The organism is Arthrobacter sp. TE26545, assembly GCF_056279005.1.
Genome location: NZ_JBWBQM010000001.1, coordinates 1,211,714 through 1,235,658, shown reverse-complemented (window position 1 = coordinate 1,235,658; position 23,945 = coordinate 1,211,714). Strand labels below are relative to the sequence as shown.

Genomic DNA, 23,945 nt, shown 5'->3' with positions numbered 1-23,945 from the left:
CTCCTAGGCGGGGGTGTCGAGGATGACCGAGCGGGTGAGGTTGCGCGGCAGGTCCGGGTTCAGGCCACGGACGCGGGCACGTTCCAGGGTGACGCGGTGGACCCGGGCAAGTTCGGCGAGGGGGTGCTTGCCCGTATTGATGTACAGGGCTCCGGTGGCTTCCATGTTCGCGTCCAGGCCCTCGGGCTGCTCGCCGAAGAGCCAGGTGACGCGCCCGGGCGCGGCTATCGAAATGGGGCCGTGGCGGTATTCCATGGCCGGGTAGGACTCGGTCCAGCCCTGCACGGCCTCGCGCATCTTCAGGCCGGCCTCGTGAGCGAGGCCGATGGTCCAGCCAGTGCCGAGGAAGGTGAACTGTTCCGCGTCCAGGAGGTCCTGGGAGACGGGGTCGGCGACAGCCCGGCGGGCCTGCTCGACGGCGTCTCCAAGCTCAATCCCCAGGCTGCTGAGCAGGTAGACCAGGGCGGTGGTGGCGAAGCGGGTCTGGACCACGGACTTTTCGTCCGCGTACGGCAGTCCCACGACGGCGTCGGCCAGGGTGGCCACCGGCGAATCCACGTCGCCGACCAGCGCCACGGTGCGGACCTTGCCCCTCAGGGCCTGCAGCAGCTCAATGACCTCGGTGGTGGTGCCGGAACGGGTGATAGCGATGACGGCGTCGTACTGGCGGCCGGCACTGTTGTGGTTCAGGAAGGCTTCGGACGCCGCGAAGGCGTCTGTGACGCCCTTGCCGGCGGCCTCCCGCGCGACAGCGTAGCTTTGCGCCATGAACCAGGAGGTACCGCAGCCAACGACGGCGACCCGCTCGCCGTCCGCGGGCAGCAGCCGCTCTGCCTGGTCGTCCGCCTGGGCCTGGGCGACGGCCTGGAGCCAGACATCGGGCTGGGAAACCAGCTCTTCCTCCATGTAGGCACCAAGGGCTGTGTTGCTCATCGGACGCACCGTTCCTGTCTGCGCTTCACGACGCGCGTTTGACGTTTCTTGATCTATAAAAACACTAATCGATCAACTTCAATCGCACAAGGATCGCATGTGAGGTGTGGCACCCAAGACGCCGCCCAATGGCGATCAAACGGTTCACGCCGCCTATTCGTGTTTCTTTTTGTTTTAAAAAGAGACTTTTTGCTCAGCTCTTGTCATTTTGTGTTCGTATGAAGCAGAGTTGAGCCGTCCGCAAGAACATGACCGATCTTCGCAAGGAAAATTCAAGAAGGAGCACTATGCCCCGCTTGTCATCCCCCAAACGCCTCGCCGGGCTGAGCCTCGCCTGCGTCGTCGCGGCCGGCTCCCTCGGCTTCAGCGCCGCCGTCCCTGCCGCGGCCGAATCCGTCGCCGGCACGGAGACCCTGGACACGGAGACCCTGGACTCAGGAACCCTCGCCGTGGACGTCTCCACGTCCTTCCCGCAGGTCCTGGGCTACACAGATGTAGCCAGCCAGGGCAGACTGGACGGAACCCTCGGCCGGCTGTCCAGCATCACCATCAACGGCACCGAACAGCGCGTCTCCGCGACGTCGTCCAAGTCGGCCGGCAATACCATGGACTACGTCCTCACCCTGGCGGACTTCGGCAACACCACCATCGATGCCCGCCTTTCCGTGGCAGGCAACGTGGTGTCCTTCAACGTCACCGCCATCCACGATTCGCCCGAATTCCAGGTCCGCACGCTCCAACTGCCCAAGCTCAACCTGGTTTCCGTGAACTCGGCGCAGCCAGGGGCCCAGATCTCCACGGCCAGCCTCTCGGTGGACCGCGCGAAGAGCGGCGACCTGTTCATCCCCGTCACGGCCGGCACGCCCTTGGACGCGGCGCCCAAGAGCTCGGCCTATGCGCTGGCCAACACCTCGCAGCTGGCTGCCGCGCTGGAGTCCAATGCGCTGTACGACACCTCTGCCGGGCCGGGCAGCAAGGACCAGGGCCGGTTCTGGCGGCAGGCCGTGAACGACGGCGGAGCTGCCGGAAGCGGTGTTGTCCGGATGGGAGTCGCCAGCGGCCAGTGGCTCTACCGTGCCGAAGGGTCCAGCACCACCGAGGAACTCCCCTGGACCCGGGTAGCCATCACCACGGACGCCAACGCCGACGGCGGAGTGGACTGGCAGGACGCCGCGATCGCGATGCGTTCCATCCAGGTCAAGGCCAACAAGGGGGAACAGACGCCGGACAACGTGGTCACCCACATCCCCTTCAACTTCGCTTCGCAGGCAACCCACCCCTTCCTGCGCACCCTGGACGACGTGAAGCGCATCGCGCTGGCCACCGACGGCTTGGGCCAGGGGGCCATGCTCAAGGGCTACACCTCCGAAGGCCACGACTCCGCCAACACGGACTACGGCAACAACTTCAACACCCGTGCCGGCGGCTTGGAAGACCTTAACAAGCTTGTCTCGGCCGGAAAGGACTGGAACGCCAAGTTCGGCGTGCACATCAACGCCACGGAGATCTACCCGGAAGCCAAGTCCTTCGCCGAGGACCTGCTGACGGCCAACAAGTCGCTGGGCTGGAACTGGCTGGACCAGTCGTACTACATCAACCAGCGGCAGGACATCAATTCCGGCAAGCTGGCCCAGCGGGTCAAGGAACTCGCCGACGCCACGGACGACAACCTGGATTTCGCCTACGTTGACGTCTACTACGAATACGGCTGGCTGGCCGAACGGCTGCAGCAGGAACTGGTCAAGAACGGCTTCCGTGTGGGTTCGGAGTGGGCGGACAAGCTCTCCCGCAACAACACCTGGTCGCATTGGGCCAACGACGAGAACTACGGCGGCAGCAGCAACAAGGGCATCAACTCGCAGATCCTGCGCTTCATCAACAACACCCAGTCCGACGTCTGGAACCCCGACCCGAAGCTCGGCGTCAGCCACATCGTGGAGTTCGAAGGCTGGACGGGCCAGAACGACTACAACGCCTTCTACAAGAACATCTGGGATTCCAACCTGCCCGCCAAATTCCTGCAGCACCACGAGATCACCAAGTGGACCCAGGACCGCATCGAGCTGGCCGACGGCGTGGCCGTCACCGGGAACACCACAGCCGAACGCAACATCACCGTGGGCGGGGTATCCGTGCTGCAGGGCGGCACGTACCTGCTCCCCTGGGCATCGAAGACCGGCAGCCCGCAGGACAAGCTCTACCACTACAGCCCGGCTGGCGGCAGCAGCACCTGGAAGCTCACCGGTGCCTTCGCCGGCGCCACGAAGCTGCAGCAGTTCAAGCTCACCGACAACGGGCGGGTCAAGGTGGCCGAGGTCCCAGTGACCGGCGGCCAGGTCACCCTCGCCGCCGAACCCGGCCAGCCCTACGTGCTGACCGCGGACGCCGCGACCGTGAGCCTACCGGCCGACGCATCCTTCGGCGAGGGCACCCGGTTCAAGGACCCCGGCTTCAACGCCGCAGACCTCGGCAAATGGAGCCCGAAGGGCGCGGCCGCGATCGTGCGCGACGGCAAGGGCCGCCGCTACGCCGAGCTCGGCGCCGGCACCCCGTCCGTTTCCCAGACCCTGCTGCCGTTCCAGGCCGGCACCTACTCGATCAGCGCCTACGTGGAGATCGAGGCCGGAAAGAAGCGCCCAGTCACCCTGAAGGTGGACGTCCCGGGCGGCTCGAGCCAAAGCCTCACCATCGACAGCTCCAATGCGCAGAACTACGTGGCCGCCGACGAAAAGACAGGCACCCGTTTCCAGCGCTTCCGGGTGCTCTTGGACATCCCACAGAACGGCGTCCGGCCCACGGTCAGCGTGGCCGCGGGAGAAGGCACCGCCAAGGTCCGCCTGGACGACTTCCGTGCGGTCAAGACCACCAGGGTAGCCACAAGCGGGGTCCTGGCCGAGAACTTCGAGGACGTCGACCAGGGCTGGGGTCCCTTCGTGAAGGGCGACGCCGGCGGCAGCACGGACCCACGCACGCACATCACGGGACGCCACGAGCCGTTCACCCAGAAGGGCTGGCACAACAATGTGATCGACGAGGTCCTGGACGGCAGCTGGTCCCTGATCGCGCACGATGAAAACCGCGCCCCGAACGGCGGACCGGGCATGGTCTACCGCACCACGGAAGCCACCGTGCCGTTCAAACCCGGCCACAAATACCGGGTTTCCTTCGATTACCAGAATTCCAAGGCCGGGCAGTACTCCTGGATCTCCGGCTACGACTCCCAGGCGGGTCCCGCCGTCACGGGAATCCAGGCGATCGGAGAGCAGACCTCGACGGCGCGCTTCGAGCAGATCCTGGACGCCGGCTTCTGCGGCGACTACTTCGTGGGGCTGCAGCGCAGCGGCAGCGCCAACGGTTCCGATTTCACCCTCGACAACTTCCTGGTGGAAGACCTCGGCGCATCCGACGCCGTGCCGGCCTGCGCACAGCTGAGCGCCAGGCTCCAGGGCGACGTGATCGAACAGGGCAAGGCGCAGGACTTCGTGACCACCTTCGTCTCCGACGAGCCCGCGGAGATCAAGGAGCTTTCCGTCGAACTCGCCCTTCCCGAAGGCTGGACAGCCACGCCGGCGACGCCCGCCACGGCCACAACCCTTGCCGCGGGAGGCCGCCTGGCCACCACCTGGAAACTGACCGCCCCGGCCTCCGCCGACGGCGACTTCCCCATCAAGGCCACGGCCCGCTACACCACCACCACTGACCCGGTGGGAGAACGCGCCATCAGCACCACCACCACCGTCCGCACCCTGCCCAAGCCTCCGCAGGCAACGGTCTTCGCCAGCGACCACCCCTGGGTGAGCGCCACCAATGGCTGGGGTCCGGTGGAGAAGGACATGTCCAACGGTGAGCAGGGCAGCGGGGACGGCAGGCCGATCACCCTCAACGGCACCGTCTTCGCCAAGGGCTTGGGCGCCCACGCCAACAGCACCATCCGCTACTACCTCGGCGGCTACTGCACCTCCTTCACCGCCGTGGTCGGCATCGACGACGCCCAGGCGACCCGCGGCAGCGTGAAGTTCTCCGTGGTGGCTGACGGCACCACGAAGGTCACCACACCGGTGCTCGGTGCGGCCAGCGCACCGCTTCCGCTCACGGTGGATGTCAGCGGTGCCCGCTATGTGGATCTGGTGGCCAACGACGCCGGTGACGGCAACGGCAACGACCACGCCGGCTGGGCGGACGCCAAGTTCACCTGCAGCCCCTAGGAAATCGCGTCCTGAGGCCCTTGGCCGGCATCAACAGCTGCCGGCCAGGGGCCTTCCGGCGCTTCTGGGCCCCCGCGCTTCCTAAGCCCCCGCGCTTGCCAGCGCTTGGCCAATGAGCCGTGCGCCTTCCGGGAAGGCGCCGGGGTTCGGGCCGGCATAGTTGAGCCGGATGAACGGCCCGGCCGGCTCCGCCGGGAACCACTCGTTGCCCGGGGCGATGAGGACTCCGGCGGCTTCGCAGTCGCGGGTGAGCCGTTCGAGGTCCGTCCCGTCCGGCAGCCGGGCCCACAGGTTCAGGCCGCCTTTCGGCAACAGCCCGACGTGGGCCTGCGGGACCTGTTCGCGCAGGCTCGTAACCAGCAGGTCGCGGCGGACCTGGAGCTGGTGGCGGAGTCCGCGCAGGTGGGTCTGCCAGCCGGGCTGGGTGACGACGTCGAGCGCCGCCGCCTGCAGAAGCCCGCTGACGTACATCGATTCGGCCCCTTGGGCGGCCAGGATCCGTTCGCGCGCGGGACCGCGGGCGACGACGGCGCCCACCCTGATCGCCGGTGAAACGCTCTTGGTCAGCGAGCGCAGATAGACCACGTGGCCGGAATCGTCCCGGGAGGCAAGCGGCTCGGGATCGGACGTGATGCCGAAGTCGTGGGCCCAGTCGTCCTCGACCAGGAAGGCGCCGTGCTGCCGTACCACGTCCAGCACTTCTTCGGCACGCCGGGCGGACCATTGCGCCCCAGTCGGATTGGCGTAGTTCGGCTGGGCGTAGAACACCCGGGCCCCGCTCTCCTGGAAGGCGCGCGCAAGCTCCTCCGGATCGGGTCCCTCGGGACTGCTCGGCACCGGAACCACCCGGACCCCGGCCTGCGCCGCGGCCAGGATCGCGCCCCAGTACGACGGCGACTCCATGAGCAGGGGCTGCCCGCCGGCCACCAGGGCCCTGAAGACCGAGCTGAGCCCGCTTTGGGTTCCGGGAAGCACGATCACGTCGGAGGGTGTGGGCGGATTGACCCCCGGAGGCGTCGACGCGCGAAGTTCCTGGGCGAACCAGGACTGCAGTTCCGGCAGCCCTGCCGCCGGAGGGCGGAACAGGGCGGCGTCGCCCCTGGCCGCACGGGTAAGGGCGGCACGGACCAGGCGTTCCGGCAGGAGCTCCCGGTCCGGGTAGCCGGAATGGAACGCGATCACGTCGTTGGGGGCGGTGCGCATGGCTGCGGACACTGGACGCAGCTGTGCCTGCGGGGAACCCAGTGCCGCCGTCTGCCAGCCGTAGTCCGAAGGCCGGGCCGTCCGCACGGCGCGAACAAAGGTGCCTACCCCGGGGCGGCTTTCGATCAGGCCCTGCCCGGCCAGCGTCCGCAGCACCTTCTGCACTGTGACCGGGCTGGCCTGGTACTGCGCCACCAGCGCCCGGGTGGACGGCAGCCGGGATCCCGGGGGCGCCCCGGAGATCCATTCCCGGAGGCGCGTGGCGATACGGGAACTGCTATCGTTGTTCATGAAAGCCAATAGTAGCGCTACTGTAATTCCCGCCGAAGCGATATTGCCCGTCCAGGAGCGCCAAGCGGCGTCCGGGCTGTGGTGGGGACTGCTCGGAGTGGCAGCCTTTTCCTTCACCGTTCCCTTCACGAAGGTGGCGGTCGGCGGGCTGTCACCGTTGTTCATTGCCTCGGGGCGGGCCGTCGTGGCAGCGGTCCTCGCGGCCTTCGCGCTGGCACTCACCCGGCAGCGGCTCCCCCGCGGCGTACAGTGGGCGCGGCTGGCAGTAGTGGCGGGCGGCGTCGTCGTCGGCTTTCCGTTCCTCACGTCCTTCGCGCTCACCACCGCTCCGGCGGGCCACAGCGCCGTTGTCATCGCGCTGCTTCCGGCTGTCACAGCCATGACCGCGGTGCTTCGCGGCAGGGAACGCCCGCCGCGGCCGTTCTGGGTAATGAGCGGTGTGGGCGCTGCCGCAGCGATCGGCTTCGCGTCCGTCCAGTCGGGCGGCATTGGACATCTGCAATGGGCAGACCTGCTGCTCTTCGGCGCTGTGGCGGCTTGCGCGATCGGCTACGCGGAAGGCGGCCTGCTGGCCCGCGAACTCGGGGCGTGGCAGACCATCTCGTGGGCACTCGTCCTGGTGTCGCCCCTGATGGCGGTACTGGCGATCCTCTCGGCCGCCCAGCAACCGCTCTCCGCAACGCCGGCGCAATGGGCCGCCTTTGCCTACCTCGGCGTCGTCAGCATGTTCCTGGGCTTCTTCGCCTGGTACCGCGGCCTGGCCATCGGTCCCATGGCCCGGGTCAGCCAGGTCCAGCTGGTCCAGCCCGTCATGACCATCGGCTGGGCAAGCCTCCTGCTGGGCGAGAAGCTGGACTGGACCACGATCGCCGGAGGCGTTGCCGTGGTCCTGTGCGCCGGCGCCGCGGTCCGTGCCAGGTTTGATTCGGCCCGGGCGGGCGGCAGCTAGACCGCGCGCACGCCCGCACGCCAGACGGCGTGCGTCATCGGGATGCCGGGCCGGTAGGCCAGGTGCGTTGCAGACGGCGCCTTGAGCATGTGCAGATCCGCGCGGTGCCCGACGGCGATCGAGCCCACCGCGCGTTCGCCGTCGGCGTCCTTGCCGGATTCCCGGCCCAGGGCGAGGGCGCCGCCGTAGGTGGCGGCCCGGACGGCCTCGTGCACGCTCAGGCGCATCTGCAGCACCGCGGTGGTGACGCAAAAGGCCATGGAGCTGGTGTAGGAGGTGCCCGGGTTGCAGTTGGCGGCGAGCGCGATCTGCACGCCGGCGTCGATCAGTTCGCGGCCCGGAGCGAGCGGCTGGCGGGTGGAGAGGTCGCAGGCGGGCAGACAGGTGGCGACGGTACCGCGGATCCCGGTGCCCGTGGCGGCGTCCCAGCCGGACCAGGTGCCGGCGAGCGCCTGTATGTCGGCCTCGGAGAGGTAGTTCACGTGGTCCACGCTGGCGGCGCCGAATTCAACGGCCAGCTGCACGCCCGGGCCTTCGCCCAGCTGGTTGCCGTGGACGCGCAGGCCCAGCCCGGCGTTGCGGGCTGCGGTGAGGACGCGGCGGGATTGCTCCTCGGTGAAGGCGCCCCGTTCGCAGAACACGTCGGCCCAGCGCACGTGCGGCAGAACTGCGTCCAGCATTGGGCCGCAGACGAGGTCGGTGTACTCCTCGGGGTCGATGCCGGCCGGGACCAGGTGGGCGCCGAGGTAGGTGACTTCGTCCACGGTGGCGGCGGCGATCCGGGCGCTGCGGGCCTCGTTCTCCACGTCCAGCCCGTAGCCGGTCTTGCTCTCCAGGTAGGTGGTGCCCTGCGAGACGGCTTCGGCAACGCGTTCGGCGGTGAGCCGGGTCAGTTCCTCCTCGCTGGCAGCGCGGGTGGCGCCCATGGTCACGGCGATGCCGCCGGCACTGTAGCTCTCCCCGGCCATGCGGGCTTCGAATTCGGCAGTACGATCGCCGGCGAAGACCAGGTGTGAGTGCGAGTCCACCCAGCCGGGCAGCACGGCGCGGCCTTCGGCGTCGACGGCGGCATCGGCAGCGGGTGCCTGCGACGCCGGGCCGATCCAGGAAATGCGTTCGCCCTCGATGACGAGGGCGGCATCCCGCAGGACGCGGTGCTCGGCGTCCTGGGTCATCAGTTCGCCGATGTTATGGATCAGTGTGCTCGTGAACCCCGTAGTCATGGATCAATTGTTCATCGGCGGACCGACCAGCGGGTGGCCGCAAGCTCCGCTGGTGTCCGGGATGCCGGACTGCTGTCCGAGGCGTCGAGGATCGCGGCGGCTGCCAGTTCGGCGATTGCCGAGGAGGTCTGGAATCCGTAACCGCCCTGCCCGGCGAGCCAGAAGAATCCGGGCGCCTCGGCGTCGAAGCCCACCACCGGGACGCCGTCGGCGGCTTCGGTGCGCAGGCCGGTCCAGGCGCGGTCCACCGAGCGGATGCCCAGGGTGGTCAGCGAATTCAGCCGCGCCACGAGGGCCTCGATGTCCCCGGGCCGCGGTTTGGCGTCCTCCGGCCCGCTCGGTACTGTCTCCGCGGGCGAGATCAGCACCTGCCCGCCCTCGGGCCGGAAGTACCAGCGGTGCGCGGCCTCGGCCACCATCGGGGTGCCGGGGGCCAGTGGGTGTTCGACGTCGACGACGGCTGCGGTGCGCCGGTACGGCTGCAGCCCGAGCTTCTCCACCCCGCTGAGGACCGCGAGTTCGTCCGCCCAGGCACCTGCCGCGTTGACCACGACGGCGGCCGCGAGCCCTTCGGTGCCGGCGCCTAGTTGCCAGGCGGAGCCGATCCGCTGGGCCGAGTGCACGCGGGCTCCGGTGACGATGTCGGCGCCCGCGGCTTCCGCGCGGCGGCGGTGGTCCTCCAGCAGCACGGGGGCGTTGCAGGCGAAGGAGCCGGTGTCCAGGCCGGCGTGGGTGAAGCTTTCCGCCCTCAGGGCCGGGCAGAGCTCCAGGGCCTCGCCGTGCGTGATGGGGCGCATGTGGCCGCTGGCTTCGGCGGCGAGGTCCGCCTCGTCCCCCACCATCATGAACGCCCGCGGCGTCAGCACCGGAACGTCCAGTCCGGCGTCGCGCTCCGCGATCAGTTCCAGCGTGCGGACGGTGAGTTCCTGCACGACGGCGGGCCCGTAGCTGGGGATCAGCTGCCGCGCCGAGCGGGAGGAGGTGTGGTACGCGAGGGTCTGCTCCGCTTCCACGAGCGCCACGGAGCACTTTCCTGCGAGCGCGGAGGCAAGCGAGAGCCCGGCGATTCCGCCGCCGACAATAACTACGTCGTAATTCGAGGCCATCAGCCCATCCTGCCAGTGCCGGGACCGTCGCGCGACAGCGGCGGTTACTCGCCCGGTTACTCGCCCCTGGCCGGCTTGGTGCCGCTGTAGGGCGTCCACCAGGTCAGCGGCGGCGTGACGGTGAACCGCCGGCCGGAAACCGAGTCGGCCGGGATCCTCACGAACTGGTCCTTGTGCCCGGCTTCCCAAGGAAACAGGGGGATGGAGAACGACTGGACGACGTCGTCGATGTTCTTCAGCGGCACCGCCTTGCCCCGGAGTACCACGCTCCAGGCGACCCCGGTGTCGGGGTCGACGCCGTCCGCTTCCATGGCCACGGGGAAGTCGCCGAGGGCCGCTTCGAGTTTCGTTCCGGCGCCGGTCCGGAAGACAACGCTGCCGTGGTCCACGGCGTAATTGACCGGGAAGATGTCCGGGCGGTCGCCGAGCCAGACGGCCAGGCGTCCCACTGAAACTCCACGGAGGAGGTCCCAGCATTCCTGCGGTTCCAAGACTTCTGTCGCTGCATCATTGCCCATGCTGCGATCCTAGGCCCGCACGGGGTTTCCCGACAGGCCTTCCGGGCGCCACCGGCCGGCGTTCAGCGCAGGTACGCCAGTTCCTTGAAATTCTCCATGTAGCCGTCCAGCAGGGCGTGCGCCACCCGCACCGAGTCCACCAGCGGATGCAGGGCCAGGGCGCGGTAGGCCGCATTCCGGGATCCGCCCAGGGCGGCCTCGATGGTGGCCCGTTCCACGGCCTTGACCGTGGTGACCAGTCCGGCGGCATAGCCCGGAAGCGGATCGGCTGGCAGCAGCCGGACGCCTGCCGGGCCCACCAGGCAGGGCGCCTCGATGACGGCGTCGGCATCGAGCCCGGGCAGGGTGCCGGCGTTGGGCATGTTGAGGATGAGCCGGGCTTCTTCGGCGTCGGCGGTATCTTCGGTTCCGACGGCGCCAGCCGTGCCGCCGGACCCCGAACCGCCGAGGGCCCGCATGATCGCCAGGGCGACCCCCTCGTAGCCGCCGCCCTGCAGGTCCGCGGCGTCGCGTTCGAAGGTGCCGGCGGCCTCGCGGTTTTCGGCCATATACGTCTGTTCGCGGTCCATCCTGCACCGTTCCCAGAGCTGCAGTGCCGATTCCGCCGGCTCTCCTTCCGCCGTGCCGGCGGCGTAGAAGGCGGCCTGCTGCCGGGCCAGATAGCTCCCCCGGCTGGCAGCGGCTTCCTGCTCGGCCAGCAGGTTCTCCCGGCGGAAATAGTAGTAGTGCAGGTATTCGTTCGGGACTGCGCCAAGGGCCTGGATCCAGGGGGCGCCGAACAGCCGGCCTTCTTCGAAGGATTCGACGGCATCCGCATCGGCGAGCAGTTCCGGGAGGACGTCCGCCCCGTCCACGGTCAGCCCGCGCAGCCAGCCCAAGTGGTTCAGGCCGATGTAGTCGATCCCGACGCCAGCCCCGTACACGTCCAGGCCGGGAAAGCCGGCAGCCCAGAGCGCACGCCGGGCCAGTCCCGCCGGGGAGTCGCAGATCCCCACCACCCGGCCGCCGAGCAGGGAGTTCAGCACTTCCGTGATGACGCCGGCAGGGTTGGTGAAGTTGATGAACCAGGCTTCCGGGGCGTACTTCCGGACGGCCCGCGCAATGTCCACCACCACCGGGATGGTGCGCAGGGCGTAGGAGATCCCGCCGGCGCCCACGGTTTCCTGCCCGATAACCCCGTGCTCCAGGGCGATCCGTTCGTCGGCGGCCCGGCCGACCATGCCACCCACCCGGATCGCGGAGAAGATGAAGTCCGTCCCCGGAAGGGCCTCGGCAAGGTCGGTGAACAGGCGCACCCGGGGTGCGTCCGGCACGCCCGCCTCAATTGCCTGCGCCGCCTGCTCTTCCAGGACCTTGGCTACGACGGCCAGCCGGCCGGCGTCGTGGTCAAACAGCCTCAGCTCGGTGACGCGGCCCGGCCGCTGGTCCCTCAGCAGTGCTGAATGGACCAGCGGAACCCGGAAACCTCCGCCACCGAGCAGGGTGAGGATCATGGCACTCAGTGTCCCGCGGTTTCACCGGCCGCGGCGCCCGCCGCGTCCCGGCTGTTGACCGCGTCCCGGCTCTTCACGAAGGCCTGCACGCAGGTCTCGACGTCTTCCGGGCTGTGAGCCGCGGAGAGCTGGACGCGGATGCGGGCTGCACCCTTCGGCACCACGGGGTAGCTGAAGGCCGTGACGAACACGCCCTGTTCGAGCATCTCGGCGGCCACCTTCGCGGCGGCCACGGCGTCACCGAACATGACGGGAACGATCGCGTGTTCGCCGTCGAGCAGTTCGAAGCCTTCCTCGGCCATCCGGCGGCGGAACAGGGCGGCGTTCTCGAAGAGCCGCGCGCGGAGTTCCCCGGAGCCCTGGACCAGCTCGAGTGCCTTGAGCGTGGCAGCGACGATGGCCGGGGCCAGGGAGTTCGAGAACAAGTAGGGGCGGGCCTTCTGGCGCAGCATCGCGATCACCTCGGAGCGGCCCGAGACGTAGCCGCCCGACGCTCCGCCGAGGGCCTTGCCGAAGGTGCCGGTGTAGATGTCCACACGGCTGCTGACGCCGGCGTGTTCGGGGGTGCCCGCACCGGTAGCACCCATAAAACCGACGGCATGGGAGTCGTCGACCATCACCAGGGCGTCGTGCTTCTCGGCGAGATCGCAGATGGCCGCCAGGGGTGCCAGGTAGCCGTCCATCGAGAAGACACCGTCAGTGACGATGATCTTGCGCCGGGAGCCCGCGGCCTCCACGAGCTTGGCCTCGAGGTCGGCCATGTCCTGGTTGGCGTAGCGGAAACGCTTGGCTTTGCACAGGCGGATGCCGTCGATGATCGAGGCGTGGTTCAGCGAGTCCGAGATGATGGCGTCTTCGGGGCCGAAGAGGGATTCGAAGACGCCGCCGTTCGCATCGAAGCAGCTCGAGAACAGGATGGTGTCCTCGGTGCCGAGAAACTCCGAAACCTTCTTCTCCAGCTCCAGGTGGAGGTCCTGGGTGCCACAGATGAACCGCACCGAGGCCATGCCGAAGCCGCGCTCGTCCATGGCGGACTTGGCCGCGGCGATGATCTCCGGGTGGTCGGCCAGGCCGAGGTAGTTGTTGGCGCAGAAGTTCAGCACCTGCCGGGACGGCTCACCGAGCGGACCGGCCGCGATGTGGCTGGCCTGCGGGGAATCGATGTGGCGTTCGCTCTTGAAGAGCCCCGCGGCGCGGATCTCGTCCAGTTCGCCCTGCAGCTGGTCTTTGATCGAGGTGTACAAGAAGGTCTCCTTAGAGTCCGGTGAAAATCAGGGTCCGGTGAAGTTAGAGTTCGGTCCAGTCGAGGACAACTTTGCCGCCGGTGCCGGCGCGGGCGATCTCGAAGCCCTTCTCCCAGTCGGTGGCGGACAGCTTGTCCGTGACGACGGCGGAGATGTTGCGGTGCAGCGCGGGGTTGGAGGAGAGCATGGCACTCATGGCATACCAGGTCTCGAACATTTCGCGGCCGTAGATGCCCTTGAGCGTAAGCATGTGGGTAACCACCTTGCCCCAGTCGATGTCGATCGACTGGCTGGGCAGGCCGAGCATGGCAATGCGTCCGCCGTGGTTCATGTTGTCGATCATCTCAGGCAGGGCCGTGGGATGTCCCGACATTTCCAGGCCGATATCGAAGCCTTCGCGCATGCCCAGTTCCTTCTGGGCCTCGCTTATGCGCATCTTGGAGACGTCGACGGCGAGGTCCACGCCCATTGCTGCGGGCCAGTTCCAGCCGGGACTCGGAGACGTCCGTGATGGCGATCTTGCGGGCACCGGCGTGGCGGGCAACGGCGATGGCCATCAGGCCGATGGGGCCGGCACCGGTGATGAGCACGTCCTCGCCCACCAGCGGGAAGCTCAGGGCAGTGTGGACGGCGTTGCCGAAGGGGTCGAAAATGGCGCCGAGTTCAGGGGTGACCGAGGGATCGTGGTGCACCCAGACGTTGGTTTCGGGAATTACGACGTACTCAGCGAAGGCGCCGTCGCGCTGCACGCCCACGGAGACTGTGTGGATGCACATCTGGCGGCGGCCGGCGCGGCAGTTGCGGCAGATGCCGCACACAACGTGCCCTTCACCGGACACCCTGTCCCCGACCTTGACGTCCCGGACGTCCTCGCCGACGGCCACGACCTCGCCATAGAACTCGTGGCCGGCGATCAGCGGGGTTTCGATGATGCTTTGCGCCCACGCGTCCCAGGACTGGATGTGCAGGTCGGTGCCGCAGATGCCGGTGGTCATCACGCGGATCTTGACGTCGCCGGGGCCTGCCTCGGGTTCGGGCCGGTCAACGAGTTCGAAGCCGGCGTGCGGGCCGGACTTGTAGAGAGCCTTCATGGCTCCCATTACATGCCTTCAAACGACTTAGAACAAGCTCAAGTATCTCACTCAACAGTTTAGGAAGAGCTACACTGTCCGAATTCGCGGACTGCGCTGCGGGGGAACAGCTTGAATCTACTTTGGTATACCAAATATGGTGATGGGTACCACGGGCACCATTGTGCCTTCCCCAAGGATTGTGCTTTCCCCCAAGGAGTAACCATGTGCTTGCATGACCACAGCAGCGCGGCCGTCCCGTCCGCCGTCCCTTCGCGCCGCGGAGTCCTCGCCAGCGCCGCCGCCCTGGCCGGCATCTCAGTCGCCGGCGTCACCGCCCAGCTCGCGTCGGCACCGGCCGCACAGGCCAGCGGGAGCCCTGCCGGCCCCAACTACCCCGGCAGCCCGGCGGTCCCCGGTGCCGTCATCATCGAAGGCGGTACCGTCGTCGACCCGTTGACCGGGGACGGTCTGGAGGACGGCGTGCTGGTGCTCGACGGCGGCAAGGTCGCCGCCGTCGGTACCCGCGACGCCACCCGCAAGGCCGTCGCCGCCGTCGCCCACCGCGCCACCGTTCTGGACGCCTCCGGCCGCTGGGTCGTTCCGGGTCTGGTGGACGTACACGTCCATGCCAACGCCCTGTCCGATGCCCGGCTCCTGCTGCAGGGCGGCGTCACGGGCGTCCGCAGCGGCTCGAGCAGCTTCTACCAGGACATCGCCCTCGCCGCACTCCCCGCGTGGGCACCGGGCGTCTCGCCGCGCATGCGTCCGGCCGGCCTGTTCATTTCGCCGGAGCAGGGCGACTCGATCCTGGCAGATCCCGACCTTGCTCCGCTCGCGGCTCTGAGGAACGGCATCACGTCTCCGCAGGACCTGGCCTACCTCACCAAGGTGAACCTCTCCCGCGGCGCCGAGGTCATCAAGACCCGCGCCAACCCGCGCGCCGGCCTGCCCGAGCAGGACCCCCGCGAACTGGTCTACGGCGTCGAGCAGATCTCCTCGATCGTCAAGGCCGCCCGCGGCGCCGGCGTGCTGTGCCACGCCTACAGCGCAGAAGGCATCGACGGTGCCGTGCGTGCCGGCGTCCGCAGTATCGAACACGGCGTCTTCGTCTCCGAGAAGACCATCGCCGAGATGGCCCGCCGCGGCACCTACTTCACGCCCACCATGGACGCGATCTCCAGCATGGCGACCTCGTCGAATCCGATCCTCGCCGCCCGCGGCAAGGAGTACACGCCCATCCACAAGGCCGCCGTCCTCGCCGCCCACGAGGCCGGCGTCACCGTGGTGGCCGGCACCGACTCCTTCGGCAACGACGTCACCCCGCTGGGCAAGGAAGTCAGGCTGCTCCACGAGGCCGGGCTGTCCCCGCTCGAGGCGCTGCGTGCGGCAACGACGTACGCCGCACGCCTGCTCAACTGGGAAGGCAAGGCCGGCCGCTTCGTGCCCGGCGCCTTCGCTGACGCCGTCGTGGTGGACGCCGACCCGCTGGGCGACGGCACCGCCCTCGAGAAGGTGCGCGCCGTCGTCGCGCAGGGAACCGTGGTGCGCAACGGCCTCTAGGCCCGCCTCCCCTTGAGCGCGAACGTACACTTGCGGCCCCCAAAATCGGGATTCCAGGGCCGCAACTGTACGTTCGCGCCGAAGGAGATTCAGGATCTGCTACATCGAACTGACGGACACTTTAGGATTGGCTTATGGATGTCCGCCAGCTTCAAGTGTTGCGTGAACTCGGTGAACTCGGCAGCGTCAAGGCCGTTGCCGAGGCCATGATGGTCACGCCTTCCGCCGTGTCCCAGCAGCTCACCCTCCTCCAGCGCAGCGCCGGGGTGCCGCTCACCCGCAAGGAGGGCCGGAACCTGGTGCTGACTGATGCCGGCCAGGTGCTCGCCGACGCCGGCGGGGCCGTCATCCGTGCCATGGCCGACGCGCATGCGGCGATCGGCGGCTATCACGACGACCCCGCCGGAACGGTGTCCGTCAGCGCCTTCCACAGCGCGGGCCAGGCCATCTTCGGGCGGCTGGCAGGCCGACTCGCCGCGACGGCAGAGAACGACGGCGGCACTCCCGACAGCGGTGTCCCCCGCCTGCGCCTGGCGGACGAGGACGTTCCGCAACAGGGATTCCCGGCCCTGACCGCACGCTACGACATCGTGCTCGCGCACCGCATGGCGCACAGCGAGGACTGGCCCACGGACCGGATCCTGGTGCTGCCGCTCGCGGAGGAACCCTTCGACGTCGCGCTTCCCGCGGGGCACCCGCTGGCGGCCAAGGGCTCCCTGTCCCCGGCCGACGTCGCCGGCGAAAGCTGGGTCTCCAGCCGCCCCGGCTACTCCCCCGCGGACGTGCTGGCCGCCGTCGCCGCCGTGGCGAGCCGGGCCCCGCACATCGCCCACCGCGTGAACGACTACGCCACGGTGGCGGCCGTGGTGGCGGGCAGCGGTGTGCTGGGGCTGCTGCCCCGGCACACCGCCGCCGCCGCGGCCCTTTCCCAGGGCGTGGTCCTCAGGCCGCTCGAAGGCATCGCCACCCGGCGCCGCATCGACATGCTGATCCGGCCCGAGAACGCCCGGCGGCAGGCCGTCCAGAAGGTGGCACAAGTACTGAGGGAGGTCGTGGACGAGCTCGTCTCCTCCCCGGGCTAGCTGCTGGGGACGGGCGCCGGCTGGCCGTTTTCGAAGTACGCCACCAGTTCGGCCGGGAGCGCGGGCACTTCCCGGGCGCCGCCGTCGGCCCGCAGCGATTCGGCGGCCAGCACGCCGGCGGCCACGGCCTGCCGGGCGGCGACTGGCGACGTCTGGGTCGGACCGCCGTCGGCCGCGAAGCGCAGGAACTCGGCGATCAGGCGCGGGTCGGCGCCGCCGTGCCCGCCTTCGCCGTCCTGGATGGTGACGGTTTCGTCCGGCTCGGCGTATCCCGGAGTGCGCTTGGTCCACAGGCCGATCCGCTCCCCCGGCCCGTCGCCGAAGTTCTCGATCCGGCCCGTGGTGCCGATCACCGTGTAGTTCCGCCAGTAGTCCGGGGTGAAATGGCACTGCTGGTAGGAAGCGAGCACGCCGTTGTCCAGCACCATGTTCATCATGGAGATGTCCTCGACGTCGATCCGCTCGGCGAGCCCGTGCTGTTCGGTTGGCGGCCAGTTCTCCAGCGAGAACCACTCGCCCATGCGCTTGCCGCTGTTGTCGCTGCGGTCCGTCACCTTGCCGTACACCGCGAGCTCGCCGACGGCGGACACGCGCTTGGAGTAGCCGCCCGCCAGCCAGTGGATGACGTCGATGTCGTGCGCGCCCTTCTGGAGCAGCAGCGAGGTGACGTTCTTCCGCTCGGAGTGCCAGTCCTTGAAGTAGTAGTCGCCGCCGTGGCCCACGAAGTGCCGGCACCAGACGGCCTTGACCTCGCCGATCCTGCCTTGTTCGATCAGCTCGCGCATCTGGACCACCACGGGCATGTGCCTCATGTTGTGGCCCACGTACAGCCGGGTGCCGCTGTCGTAGGCGGCCTGCAGGATCGAATCGGCGGCCTCGATGGTGATGTCCAGCGGCTTCTCGCAGAAGGTGGGGATGCCCGCCTTGAGAGTGCGGACCGCGACGGCGGCGTGCTGGTTGTCCGGGGTGAGCACCAGGACCGCGTCGATTCCGCTGTCGATCAGTTCCTGGAGCTCGCCTGTCACCTTGGCGGTGGGGATGCGCTCCGCGGCATCGGCCCGGCCGCGTTCGCTGGTATCGCAGACGATGGTCACCTCCGATCCCTGCCCCGGCTTGTGCGCGTGGCGCCACAGCCCTGCGCGCAGGCCGAAGCCCACCACGCCGATCTTCAAGTCTTCGGTTCCCATGTGTTTCGTGCTTCTTTCTGTTCTCAATAAAGTCTGTTGGCCGCAGTGCGGTGCGGGGCCGATTCCCTGACAAAGAGCTGCCAGGGGAAGTCCAGGACCGCAGGGGGCGCGGCGGGGGTGCTGCCGCCGTCGACGGCCCTCTTGAGCAGCAGCCGGGCCACCCGCTCGAAGAAGTCCACCGGACCCACCGTGCTCAGAGAGGGCGACATCCGTTCGCCCTCGATGGCGTTGCCGACGCCGATGATGTCCACGTCGCGGCCGACGGTCAGCCCGAGCCGCTGCGCGGCGTTCACCGCGCTGACGGCGGCGTAATCCGTGGTGGCATACAGGGCGGTGGGCCGGTCATCGCGGCTGAGCAGGCGCATGGTGGCCGCGTAGGCGCCCGCCGTGGTGCCGTCGAAGGCGCCTACGTAGTGCTCGTTTACGCCGATTCCCGCGGCGGCGAGCGCGGAGGTGTAGGCCTCATAGCGCTGCCCGGCCGGGGGCCGCCCCTCCCGGGAGGGCACCAGGCAGCCCACCTTGCGGTGGCCCGCCAGCAGGTGCTCCACCGCGAGGGTGCAGCCGGGTCCGGCGACGGAACGGATGACGTCGAAGCCGGCGGCTTCAAGCTCCTCGTCGAACACCACCAAGGTGGAGCCGCGCGCGGCGAGATCGGCCAGGGCACCGCGCTGCCCTTCTCTGACGGCGTCCACGAACACAGCATCGGCGTCGTGGCTCTGCAGCACCTTGACCCAGTCCGCGTCACCGAGGATCAGCGGAGTGATCCCCAGGGGCGCGGCCGCCTTCTGCACGGCCTCGATCACGGACAGGGACCAGGGGTCCGAAAGCATGGTCAGGGACAGGATCACGGTGTTGGTCCGTCCGGTGCGGATGGCCCGGGCCGCCTGGTTGGGCCGGTAGCCCAGCCGCTCCGCAGCGGCGCGCACCCGTTCCACGGTGGTGTCCGAAACCCCCGGCCCGCCCTCGCCCCGCCGGCCGGACATCACATAGGACACCGTTGCCGTGGAGACGCCAGCTTCCGCCGCGACCATGCGGATGGTCGGGCGTATTCCGCTACCTGCTGTCCTGGCCATGCTTTCCCCCTTCTGGTGTGCTGCAGCCCCAGTCTGCCGTGTCGTGGCTGCCTAGGCGCGGAAGACCGGGACGTCGGACGGCAGCGCCGCCTGGTATTCGTCGCGGATCTTGTCCCCGCCTCCGGACTTCCAGCGCTTGACGGCGGCGTCCAGCTCGGACATCTTGGCGCGGCCGGTGATGATGTCCACCACCTTGTCCCGGAGTTGCTTGGTGATCTTGGCGCCCACCTTGGAGTTCGTGTCCGAGTAGGTGCCGTTGGTGGGATTGCGCCAGGCGAGTTCAAGGAGCTTCTTCTGCTGTTCGTTGACGTACTTGGTGTCGTCGTCGAAGCCGGGGTTGAAGACCACGTTCTCCGGGCTGGACATGATGTTCAGCGCCGACACCAGGCCCGGCAGGTTGGTGGTGCCGGACTCGGTGAGCTGCGGGTTGCCCTTGGCGTCTAGCGAGTAGTCCTTGCCGGCCTCGCCGAAGTTCTTCTGCATGTACTCCACGGTGCCGAACGGTGCGGAGAGGTAGTTGATGAGGGCCAGCAGTTCCCGGATCTTGCCCTCATCGGCCTTCTTGAACGGGGTGAAGCCGACCGTGCCGTAGCCCATGTCGTACGTGGGCTTGACCTTGCCGTCCGCGCTGAACGGCACCAGGATGTCGAATCCTTGGTCCTTGTTGAAGCCACGGTAGCTCTTGATGTCGTGCGGGCCCACCAGGACTTGACCGGCGACGCTGCCGTTGGCGACGCGGTTGCGGATGTCCGGGACGTTCACGTCCGGATAGAAGACCCCGGCCGCGAACAGCTTGGCCGTGAACTCGACGCCGGCGGCGTACTCCCCGGTCTCGAAAAGGTGGGTCAGGGTGCGGTCCTTATTGACGGCCCAGGAGTTGGGAGCGCCGAACCATTCGGTGACCATGTGCAGGACGTTCACGTAGGCCGGTTCCAGTGCGTACTTGCGTTCCGCGGGCCGGGTGAGCTCCTTCGCCTTCTCCAGGAACTCATCCGCCGAGGCCGCGTTCAGGCCGCCCACCTTCTCCCACACGTCGCGGCGGCCGGACATGATCTGTCCGAACGGCGTGCTCGGGATGGGTGCTCCCCAGATCTTGCCGTTCACGACGGCGGTCTTCCAGGAGTCCGGCTTCAGCGCGGCAAGGTTGGGGTACTCGAGGACGGCGTCCCCGGAGAGGTACTTAGTGAGGTCCTGGAACTTCGCCTCCAGCATGGGGCCGACATTGGGGATGCCCTGGTTCGGCGGGACCCACATCATGTCCGGCAGGTCGTCGCTGGCCAGCACGGTGGCGAACTTGGCCGGGTAGCCATCGCCGATGTCCTCGGCGATCTGCAGTTCCAGTTCGCCGCCGAGCTTGGCGTTGAGCCTCTGCCAGAAGGGGTTGTCCTTCATGCCCGGGCTCATGGTGTCGAAGGTTTCGGTCAAGCCGGTGACTTTGCCCTTGAGCGGGGCTTCCTTGACCGAGGTGACGCCTTCGGGCAGCTTGAAGAACGCTGCCTGCAGGCCCTTGGAGTTGCCTGCGAGATCGGCGGTGACCCCGGTGAACTCCTTGTAGGTGGGGAGCTTGACCCCGGCGGAAGCGGCCGCTCCGCCGCTGCCTCCGGAGGTGCCGCCGCCACCGCAGGCGGCAAGGCCCGCCGTCGTGACCGCAAGGCCGGCCAGGCCGAGGAAGCCCCGGCGGCTGAAGCCCGTGTTAAGGGGTGCTGCACTCATGTGTTCATGCCTTTCAACTGGGTATGGACATCTTGGAAAAGCTCAGCCCTTCACGGCGCCCGTGAGGACGCCTTTGGTGAAGTGCTTCTGGAGGAAGGGGTAGACCATCAGGATCGGGACCAGGGCCACCACGACGACGGCCATCTGGATGGACTGGCTCGGCGGCACCGAGGAGATTCCCAGGCCGTCGGCGGCGCCGGAGCCCTGGACCACGAAGTTGCGCAGCAGCAGCTGGATGGGCCATTTGCTGTGGTCGTTGATGTAGAGGAGGGCGTTGAAGAAGGAGTTCCAGAAACCCACCGCATAGAACAGCCCGACGACGGCGATCACGGCCTTGGACAGCGGCATCACGATCCGCCACAGGATGGTCCAGTCACTGGCGCCGTCGATGCGGGCGCTTTCGATGAGCTCCTGCGGGATGTTCATGAAGAAGGAGCGCATCACCACGAAGTTGAAGGCCCCGAAGATGCCCGGCAGGATCAGCGACCACAGGCTGTCCAGCAGGCCGAGCTGCTTGATCATGAGGAAGGACGGGATCAAGCCCGGGGCGAACAGCAGGGTGAAGAGCACCGCGAGGACCACGGGACGGCCGAACAGCACCGGCCGGCTGGTGGCGTAGGCCATGGTGATGGTGACGAACAGGGCGAGGATGGTGCCGACGATCGTGACGAAGGCGCTGACGCCCAGGGAGTTCAGCACCATGGGGCCGTTGAAGATGGTCTGGTAGGCCTCCAGGGTGGGCCGCTCAGGCCAGAGCACGAAGCCGCCGGCCTTGGCGAGCTGGTCCTTGTCCGCCAGCGAGGTGGAAACCACCAGCAGGATCGGCACGATGATCGAGGCGCTGAAGAGCACCAGGACCAGGGTCTTGATGGTCTGGTAGAGGGGCGAGGGCCGCTCCTTCCAGACGGGGCGCTTCGGGTTGTAGCTCAGTTCCTTTGGCTTGCGGGCTTTGGCCTTGCGGCCCAGCGGGAGTTTTTCCGGGGAAAGTGTGATTGCCATGTGCTAGCCGACTTTCTTTGCGAAAATGCCGTCTTCGCCAAAGCGGTGGGCAAGTTTGTTCGCGGCGTAGATCAAGAGGGCGCTGACCACGCCCTTCGCCAGGCCGGCCGCGGCGCCGGAGCTCCAGCCGCCGCCGACGACGCCGGTGTAGTAGGTGAAGGTGTCCAGCACTTCGGCGGCTCCCGCGCCCACGGCGTCGCGCTGCAGGATGAACTGCTCGAAGCCGACCGAGAGGATGTCGCCGATCCGGAGGATCAGCAGCAGCACGATCACCGGGCGGAGTCCAGGGAGCGTGATGTGCCACATGCGGCGCCAGCGCCCGGCGCCGTCGGCCGCTGCCGCTTCGTAAAGGGATGCGTCGATGCTGGCCAGGGCGGCGAGGAAGATGATCATTGCCCAGCCGGCGTCCTTCCAGATCATCTGGACCACCACGAGCACCGGGAAGGTGTCCGGGTTGGTCATGAACGGAATCGGGTCCATGCCGAACTGGCGCAGGGTGTTGTTGATGAATCCGGCGCCGCCGAGCATCTGCTGGAACAGCGCGATCACCAGCACCCAGGACAGGAAGTGCGGCAGGTAGGCGATGCTCTGGAAGACCCTGCGGATGCGCATGCTGATCAGCGAGTCCACGATCAGTGCCAGGACCAGCGGCACCGGGAACAGGAAGACCAGCTGCCAGGCGGCCAGGTACAGGGTGTTCCAGAAGGCCTGCAGGAAGTCCGGGTTGGCGAACAGGTCAACGAAGTTCTGCCAGCCGACCCACAGGCTGTCCCCGATGCCCAGGAACGGCTGGTAGTCCTGGAAGGCGATGATGTTGCCAAGGATGGGGATGTAGAAGAACAGCAGCAGGAAGACGATGCCCGGGACCATCATCAGCAGCATCTGCTTGTCGCGCCGCAGGCGGGAGCGGAAGCTCTGCTTGGCCTGGGTCCGCGGTTTGCTGCGCTTCGCCTTGGCGGGCTTTCCCTTTCCAAGGCCCGGGATGCGCCCTCCGGCATGTGCCGGGACGCGGTCCGCGTCCGGCAGGGCCGGAACTGCCTCCGTCGTCGAGTTCATGCGTTCTCCTCTTGCTCATGGCGCGCGGTGCAGTCCCGCGGGATCAGGTGCGGCCCGGTAGGCCTTGTGATCCAGGCCACGCTCGTTAACCGTTTAACAAACCATAAGTGACGCCTGCAGAGTTTGCAAGATGTTGATTGAAACTGCGCACAAAAATCAGGTTTCAGCCATGGCACTTGGCCGGAGGCGCGCGCAAGCAACCGCGCGCCGCTACTGAAGGCCTCGTCCTAACGCCTGCTAACGCCTCCTAGACGTTGCCCCCGTGGCGGTGCTGCCGCCCCATGTCCCAAGGCACAGTCCCATTGAGCCCCGCGGGCCAGGTCCCGGTGACGATGCGTGTGGCCGTGACCGTTGCGCCGTTCTTCGTGGCGGAGACCCGGACGGTGTCCCCCGCCTTCAGATCGGAGGCCTTGATGGTTTGGGGCAACGGCCTCCGGCGCATGCCGGGTCCGGAATCGGGGATCTTGACGATGGCGGTCGTCGATGCGAGCGCGTAGCTCTGGGTGAAGCCGTCCTCGCTCTTGACGGTGATGTTCGAACCGCTGACGGACTGCACCGTGCCGGTCTGGGTCACGATTGTCGTGTAGCTGCCGTCATTGTTCTTCACCGTGAACTCGCCGTGGATCCCCCGGCCCGGAAGAACGCGTGGCATCACGGGGAAGTGCTTGGAGTTGCCGTTGCCGGGCGACGGCGTGCCGGGCGAAGGCGAGGCGGGCGACGGCGTGGCGGGCGACGGCGTGGCGGGCGATGTTGCACCGGGTGAAGGCGATGCCGTGCCCGCAGGCGAAGCGCCCGTGTACAGCGGGATGATCTGGTTGGCGGCCCACACGGTAGCCACACTGCCGCCGCCCAGGACGACGGCGACACCGCCCGCGATAAGGGCCGTGCGGACGCCCGGAGTCATGGTGGACATGGCCTGATCCTTTCTCCGCTCCTCCCCGGACCGGCAAGGGGCGGGCAGCAAAGAACTGATGACTCCATGATGTGCCTTGAAGCTGTGTGCCTGCTGTGGATCCAGACACAACTGGGTCGCAGTT

General features: G+C 68.0%; 17 protein-coding genes and 1 pseudogene. 4 read left to right on the top strand and 14 right to left on the bottom strand.

Features of this window, described 5'->3' with window-relative positions:
- Positions 1-3: 3 nt before the first annotated feature.
- A complete protein-coding gene (locus ACZ9CK_RS05380) occupies positions 4-933 on the bottom strand; it encodes an SIS domain-containing protein (protein WP_426302712.1) in 930 nt (309 codons plus the stop codon).
- A 287-nt stretch (positions 934-1,220) separates the two neighbouring features.
- Here ACZ9CK_RS05380 and ACZ9CK_RS05375 point away from each other — a divergent pair, with 287 nt between their 5' ends.
- Positions 1,221-5,138, top strand: coding sequence for an endo-alpha-N-acetylgalactosaminidase family protein (locus tag ACZ9CK_RS05375; protein WP_476049442.1), 3,918 nt, complete (start codon positions 1,221-1,223; stop codon positions 5,136-5,138).
- Positions 5,139-5,219: 81 nt separating this feature from the next.
- Here ACZ9CK_RS05375 and ACZ9CK_RS05370 read toward each other — a convergent pair whose 3' ends face one another.
- Positions 5,220-6,632 carry an aminotransferase-like domain-containing protein gene (locus tag ACZ9CK_RS05370; RefSeq protein WP_426302711.1) on the bottom strand — a complete coding sequence of 471 codons (1,413 nt, stop codon included), beginning with the start codon at positions 6,630-6,632 and terminating at the stop codon, positions 5,220-5,222.
- Between ACZ9CK_RS05370 and ACZ9CK_RS05365 the strand changes: the two genes are divergently transcribed.
- A complete protein-coding gene (locus ACZ9CK_RS05365; RefSeq protein WP_476049441.1) occupies positions 6,631-7,581 on the top strand; it encodes a DMT family transporter in 951 nt (316 codons plus the stop codon). The two genes, ACZ9CK_RS05370 and ACZ9CK_RS05365, sit on opposite strands and share 2 nt — an antisense overlap.
- On the opposite strand, the gene hutI is transcribed toward ACZ9CK_RS05365, so the two are convergent.
- From hutI to tdh, 6 genes and pseudogenes are all read right to left on the bottom strand, one after another.
- A complete protein-coding gene (hutI, locus tag ACZ9CK_RS05360; RefSeq protein WP_426302709.1) occupies positions 7,578-8,804 on the bottom strand; it encodes an imidazolonepropionase in 1,227 nt (408 codons plus the stop codon). The two genes, ACZ9CK_RS05365 and hutI, sit on opposite strands and share 4 nt — an antisense overlap.
- 11 nt (positions 8,805-8,815) lie before the next feature.
- Positions 8,816-9,910, bottom strand: coding sequence for an NAD(P)/FAD-dependent oxidoreductase (locus ACZ9CK_RS05355; protein WP_476049440.1), 1,095 nt, complete (start codon positions 9,908-9,910; stop codon positions 8,816-8,818).
- A gap of 56 nt (positions 9,911-9,966) precedes the next feature.
- Complete coding sequence (locus ACZ9CK_RS05350; RefSeq protein ID WP_426302707.1) at positions 9,967-10,428, bottom strand: pyridoxamine 5'-phosphate oxidase family protein; 462 nt, start codon at positions 10,426-10,428, stop codon at positions 9,967-9,969.
- 62 nt (positions 10,429-10,490) lie between these two features.
- Positions 10,491-11,921, bottom strand: a complete 1,431-nt coding sequence (locus tag ACZ9CK_RS05345; RefSeq protein WP_476049439.1) for a family 4 glycosyl hydrolase — start codon at positions 11,919-11,921, stop codon at positions 10,491-10,493.
- Between the two features lie 5 nt (positions 11,922-11,926).
- Positions 11,927-13,165 carry a glycine C-acetyltransferase gene (locus ACZ9CK_RS05340; RefSeq protein ID WP_426302705.1) on the bottom strand — a complete coding sequence of 413 codons (1,239 nt, stop codon included), beginning with the start codon at positions 13,163-13,165 and terminating at the stop codon, positions 11,927-11,929.
- Between the two features lie 43 nt (positions 13,166-13,208).
- Positions 13,209-14,256 (bottom strand): annotated as a pseudogene (tdh, locus tag ACZ9CK_RS05335) (L-threonine 3-dehydrogenase).
- A 204-nt stretch (positions 14,257-14,460) separates the two neighbouring features.
- Here tdh and ACZ9CK_RS05330 point away from each other — a divergent pair.
- On the top strand, positions 14,461-15,798 hold the full coding sequence (locus ACZ9CK_RS05330) for an amidohydrolase family protein (protein ID WP_476049438.1): 1,338 nt from the start codon (positions 14,461-14,463) through the stop codon (positions 15,796-15,798).
- A gap of 134 nt (positions 15,799-15,932) precedes the next feature.
- Positions 15,933-16,880, top strand: a complete 948-nt coding sequence (locus tag ACZ9CK_RS05325; protein WP_476049437.1) for a LysR family transcriptional regulator — start codon at positions 15,933-15,935, stop codon at positions 16,878-16,880.
- On the opposite strand, the gene ACZ9CK_RS05320 is transcribed toward ACZ9CK_RS05325, so the two are convergent.
- From ACZ9CK_RS05320 to ACZ9CK_RS05295, 6 genes are all read right to left on the bottom strand, one after another.
- Complete coding sequence (locus ACZ9CK_RS05320; RefSeq protein ID WP_476049436.1) at positions 16,877-18,067, bottom strand: Gfo/Idh/MocA family protein; 1,191 nt, start codon at positions 18,065-18,067, stop codon at positions 16,877-16,879. The genes ACZ9CK_RS05325 and ACZ9CK_RS05320 overlap by 4 nt on opposite strands.
- Before the next feature lie 23 nt (positions 18,068-18,090).
- Positions 18,091-19,140 (bottom strand): LacI family DNA-binding transcriptional regulator, encoded by a 1,050-nt coding sequence (locus ACZ9CK_RS05315; protein ID WP_426302700.1) that lies wholly within the window; start codon positions 19,138-19,140, stop codon positions 18,091-18,093.
- Positions 19,141-19,191: 51 nt separating this feature from the next.
- Positions 19,192-20,853, bottom strand: a complete 1,662-nt coding sequence (locus ACZ9CK_RS05310; protein WP_476049435.1) for a type 2 periplasmic-binding domain-containing protein — start codon at positions 20,851-20,853, stop codon at positions 19,192-19,194.
- A 42-nt stretch (positions 20,854-20,895) separates the two neighbouring features.
- Positions 20,896-21,852: a carbohydrate ABC transporter permease gene (locus ACZ9CK_RS05305; protein WP_426302698.1), complete on the bottom strand. Its 957-nt coding sequence runs from the start codon at positions 21,850-21,852 to the stop codon at positions 20,896-20,898.
- 3 nt (positions 21,853-21,855) lie between these two features.
- The gene (locus ACZ9CK_RS05300; protein ID WP_426302697.1) at positions 21,856-22,908 is read right to left on the bottom strand and encodes an ABC transporter permease; all 1,053 of its coding nucleotides are present in this window, start codon (positions 22,906-22,908) and stop codon (positions 21,856-21,858) included.
- 247 nt (positions 22,909-23,155) lie between these two features.
- Positions 23,156-23,821, bottom strand: coding sequence for a DUF5666 domain-containing protein (locus tag ACZ9CK_RS05295; RefSeq protein WP_476049434.1), 666 nt, complete (start codon positions 23,819-23,821; stop codon positions 23,156-23,158).
- Positions 23,822-23,945: the final 124 nt, after the last annotated feature.

Bases quoted from the DNA above. Each gene is read 5' to 3' on its own strand.
- ACZ9CK_RS05380 (WP_426302712.1), bottom strand. From the start codon at position 933: ATGAGCAACACAGCCCTTGGTGCCTACATGGAGGAAGAGCTGGTTTCC.
- ACZ9CK_RS05375 (WP_476049442.1), top strand. From the start codon at position 1,221: ATGCCCCGCTTGTCATCCCCCAAACGCCTCGCCGGGCTGAGCCTCGCC.
- ACZ9CK_RS05365 (WP_476049441.1), top strand. From the start codon at position 6,631: ATGAAAGCCAATAGTAGCGCTACTGTAATTCCCGCCGAAGCGATATTG.
- ACZ9CK_RS05370 (WP_426302711.1), bottom strand. From the start codon at position 6,632: ATGAACAACGATAGCAGTTCCCGTATCGCCACGCGCCTCCGGGAATGG.
- hutI (WP_426302709.1), bottom strand. From the start codon at position 8,804: ATGACTACGGGGTTCACGAGCACACTGATCCATAACATCGGCGAACTG.
- ACZ9CK_RS05355 (WP_476049440.1), bottom strand. From the start codon at position 9,910: ATGGCCTCGAATTACGACGTAGTTATTGTCGGCGGCGGAATCGCCGGG.
- ACZ9CK_RS05350 (WP_426302707.1), bottom strand. From the start codon at position 10,428: ATGGGCAATGATGCAGCGACAGAAGTCTTGGAACCGCAGGAATGCTGG.
- ACZ9CK_RS05345 (WP_476049439.1), bottom strand. From the start codon at position 11,921: ATGATCCTCACCCTGCTCGGTGGCGGAGGTTTCCGGGTTCCGCTGGTC.
- ACZ9CK_RS05330 (WP_476049438.1), top strand. From the start codon at position 14,461: ATGTGCTTGCATGACCACAGCAGCGCGGCCGTCCCGTCCGCCGTCCCT.
- ACZ9CK_RS05325 (WP_476049437.1), top strand. From the start codon at position 15,933: ATGGATGTCCGCCAGCTTCAAGTGTTGCGTGAACTCGGTGAACTCGGC.
- ACZ9CK_RS05320 (WP_476049436.1), bottom strand. From the start codon at position 18,067: ATGGGAACCGAAGACTTGAAGATCGGCGTGGTGGGCTTCGGCCTGCGC.
- ACZ9CK_RS05315 (WP_426302700.1), bottom strand. From the start codon at position 19,140: ATGGCCAGGACAGCAGGTAGCGGAATACGCCCGACCATCCGCATGGTC.
- ACZ9CK_RS05310 (WP_476049435.1), bottom strand. From the start codon at position 20,853: ATGAGTGCAGCACCCCTTAACACGGGCTTCAGCCGCCGGGGCTTCCTC.
- ACZ9CK_RS05305 (WP_426302698.1), bottom strand. From the start codon at position 21,852: ATGGCAATCACACTTTCCCCGGAAAAACTCCCGCTGGGCCGCAAGGCC.
- ACZ9CK_RS05300 (WP_426302697.1), bottom strand. From the start codon at position 22,908: ATGAACTCGACGACGGAGGCAGTTCCGGCCCTGCCGGACGCGGACCGC.
- ACZ9CK_RS05295 (WP_476049434.1), bottom strand. From the start codon at position 23,821: ATGTCCACCATGACTCCGGGCGTCCGCACGGCCCTTATCGCGGGCGGT.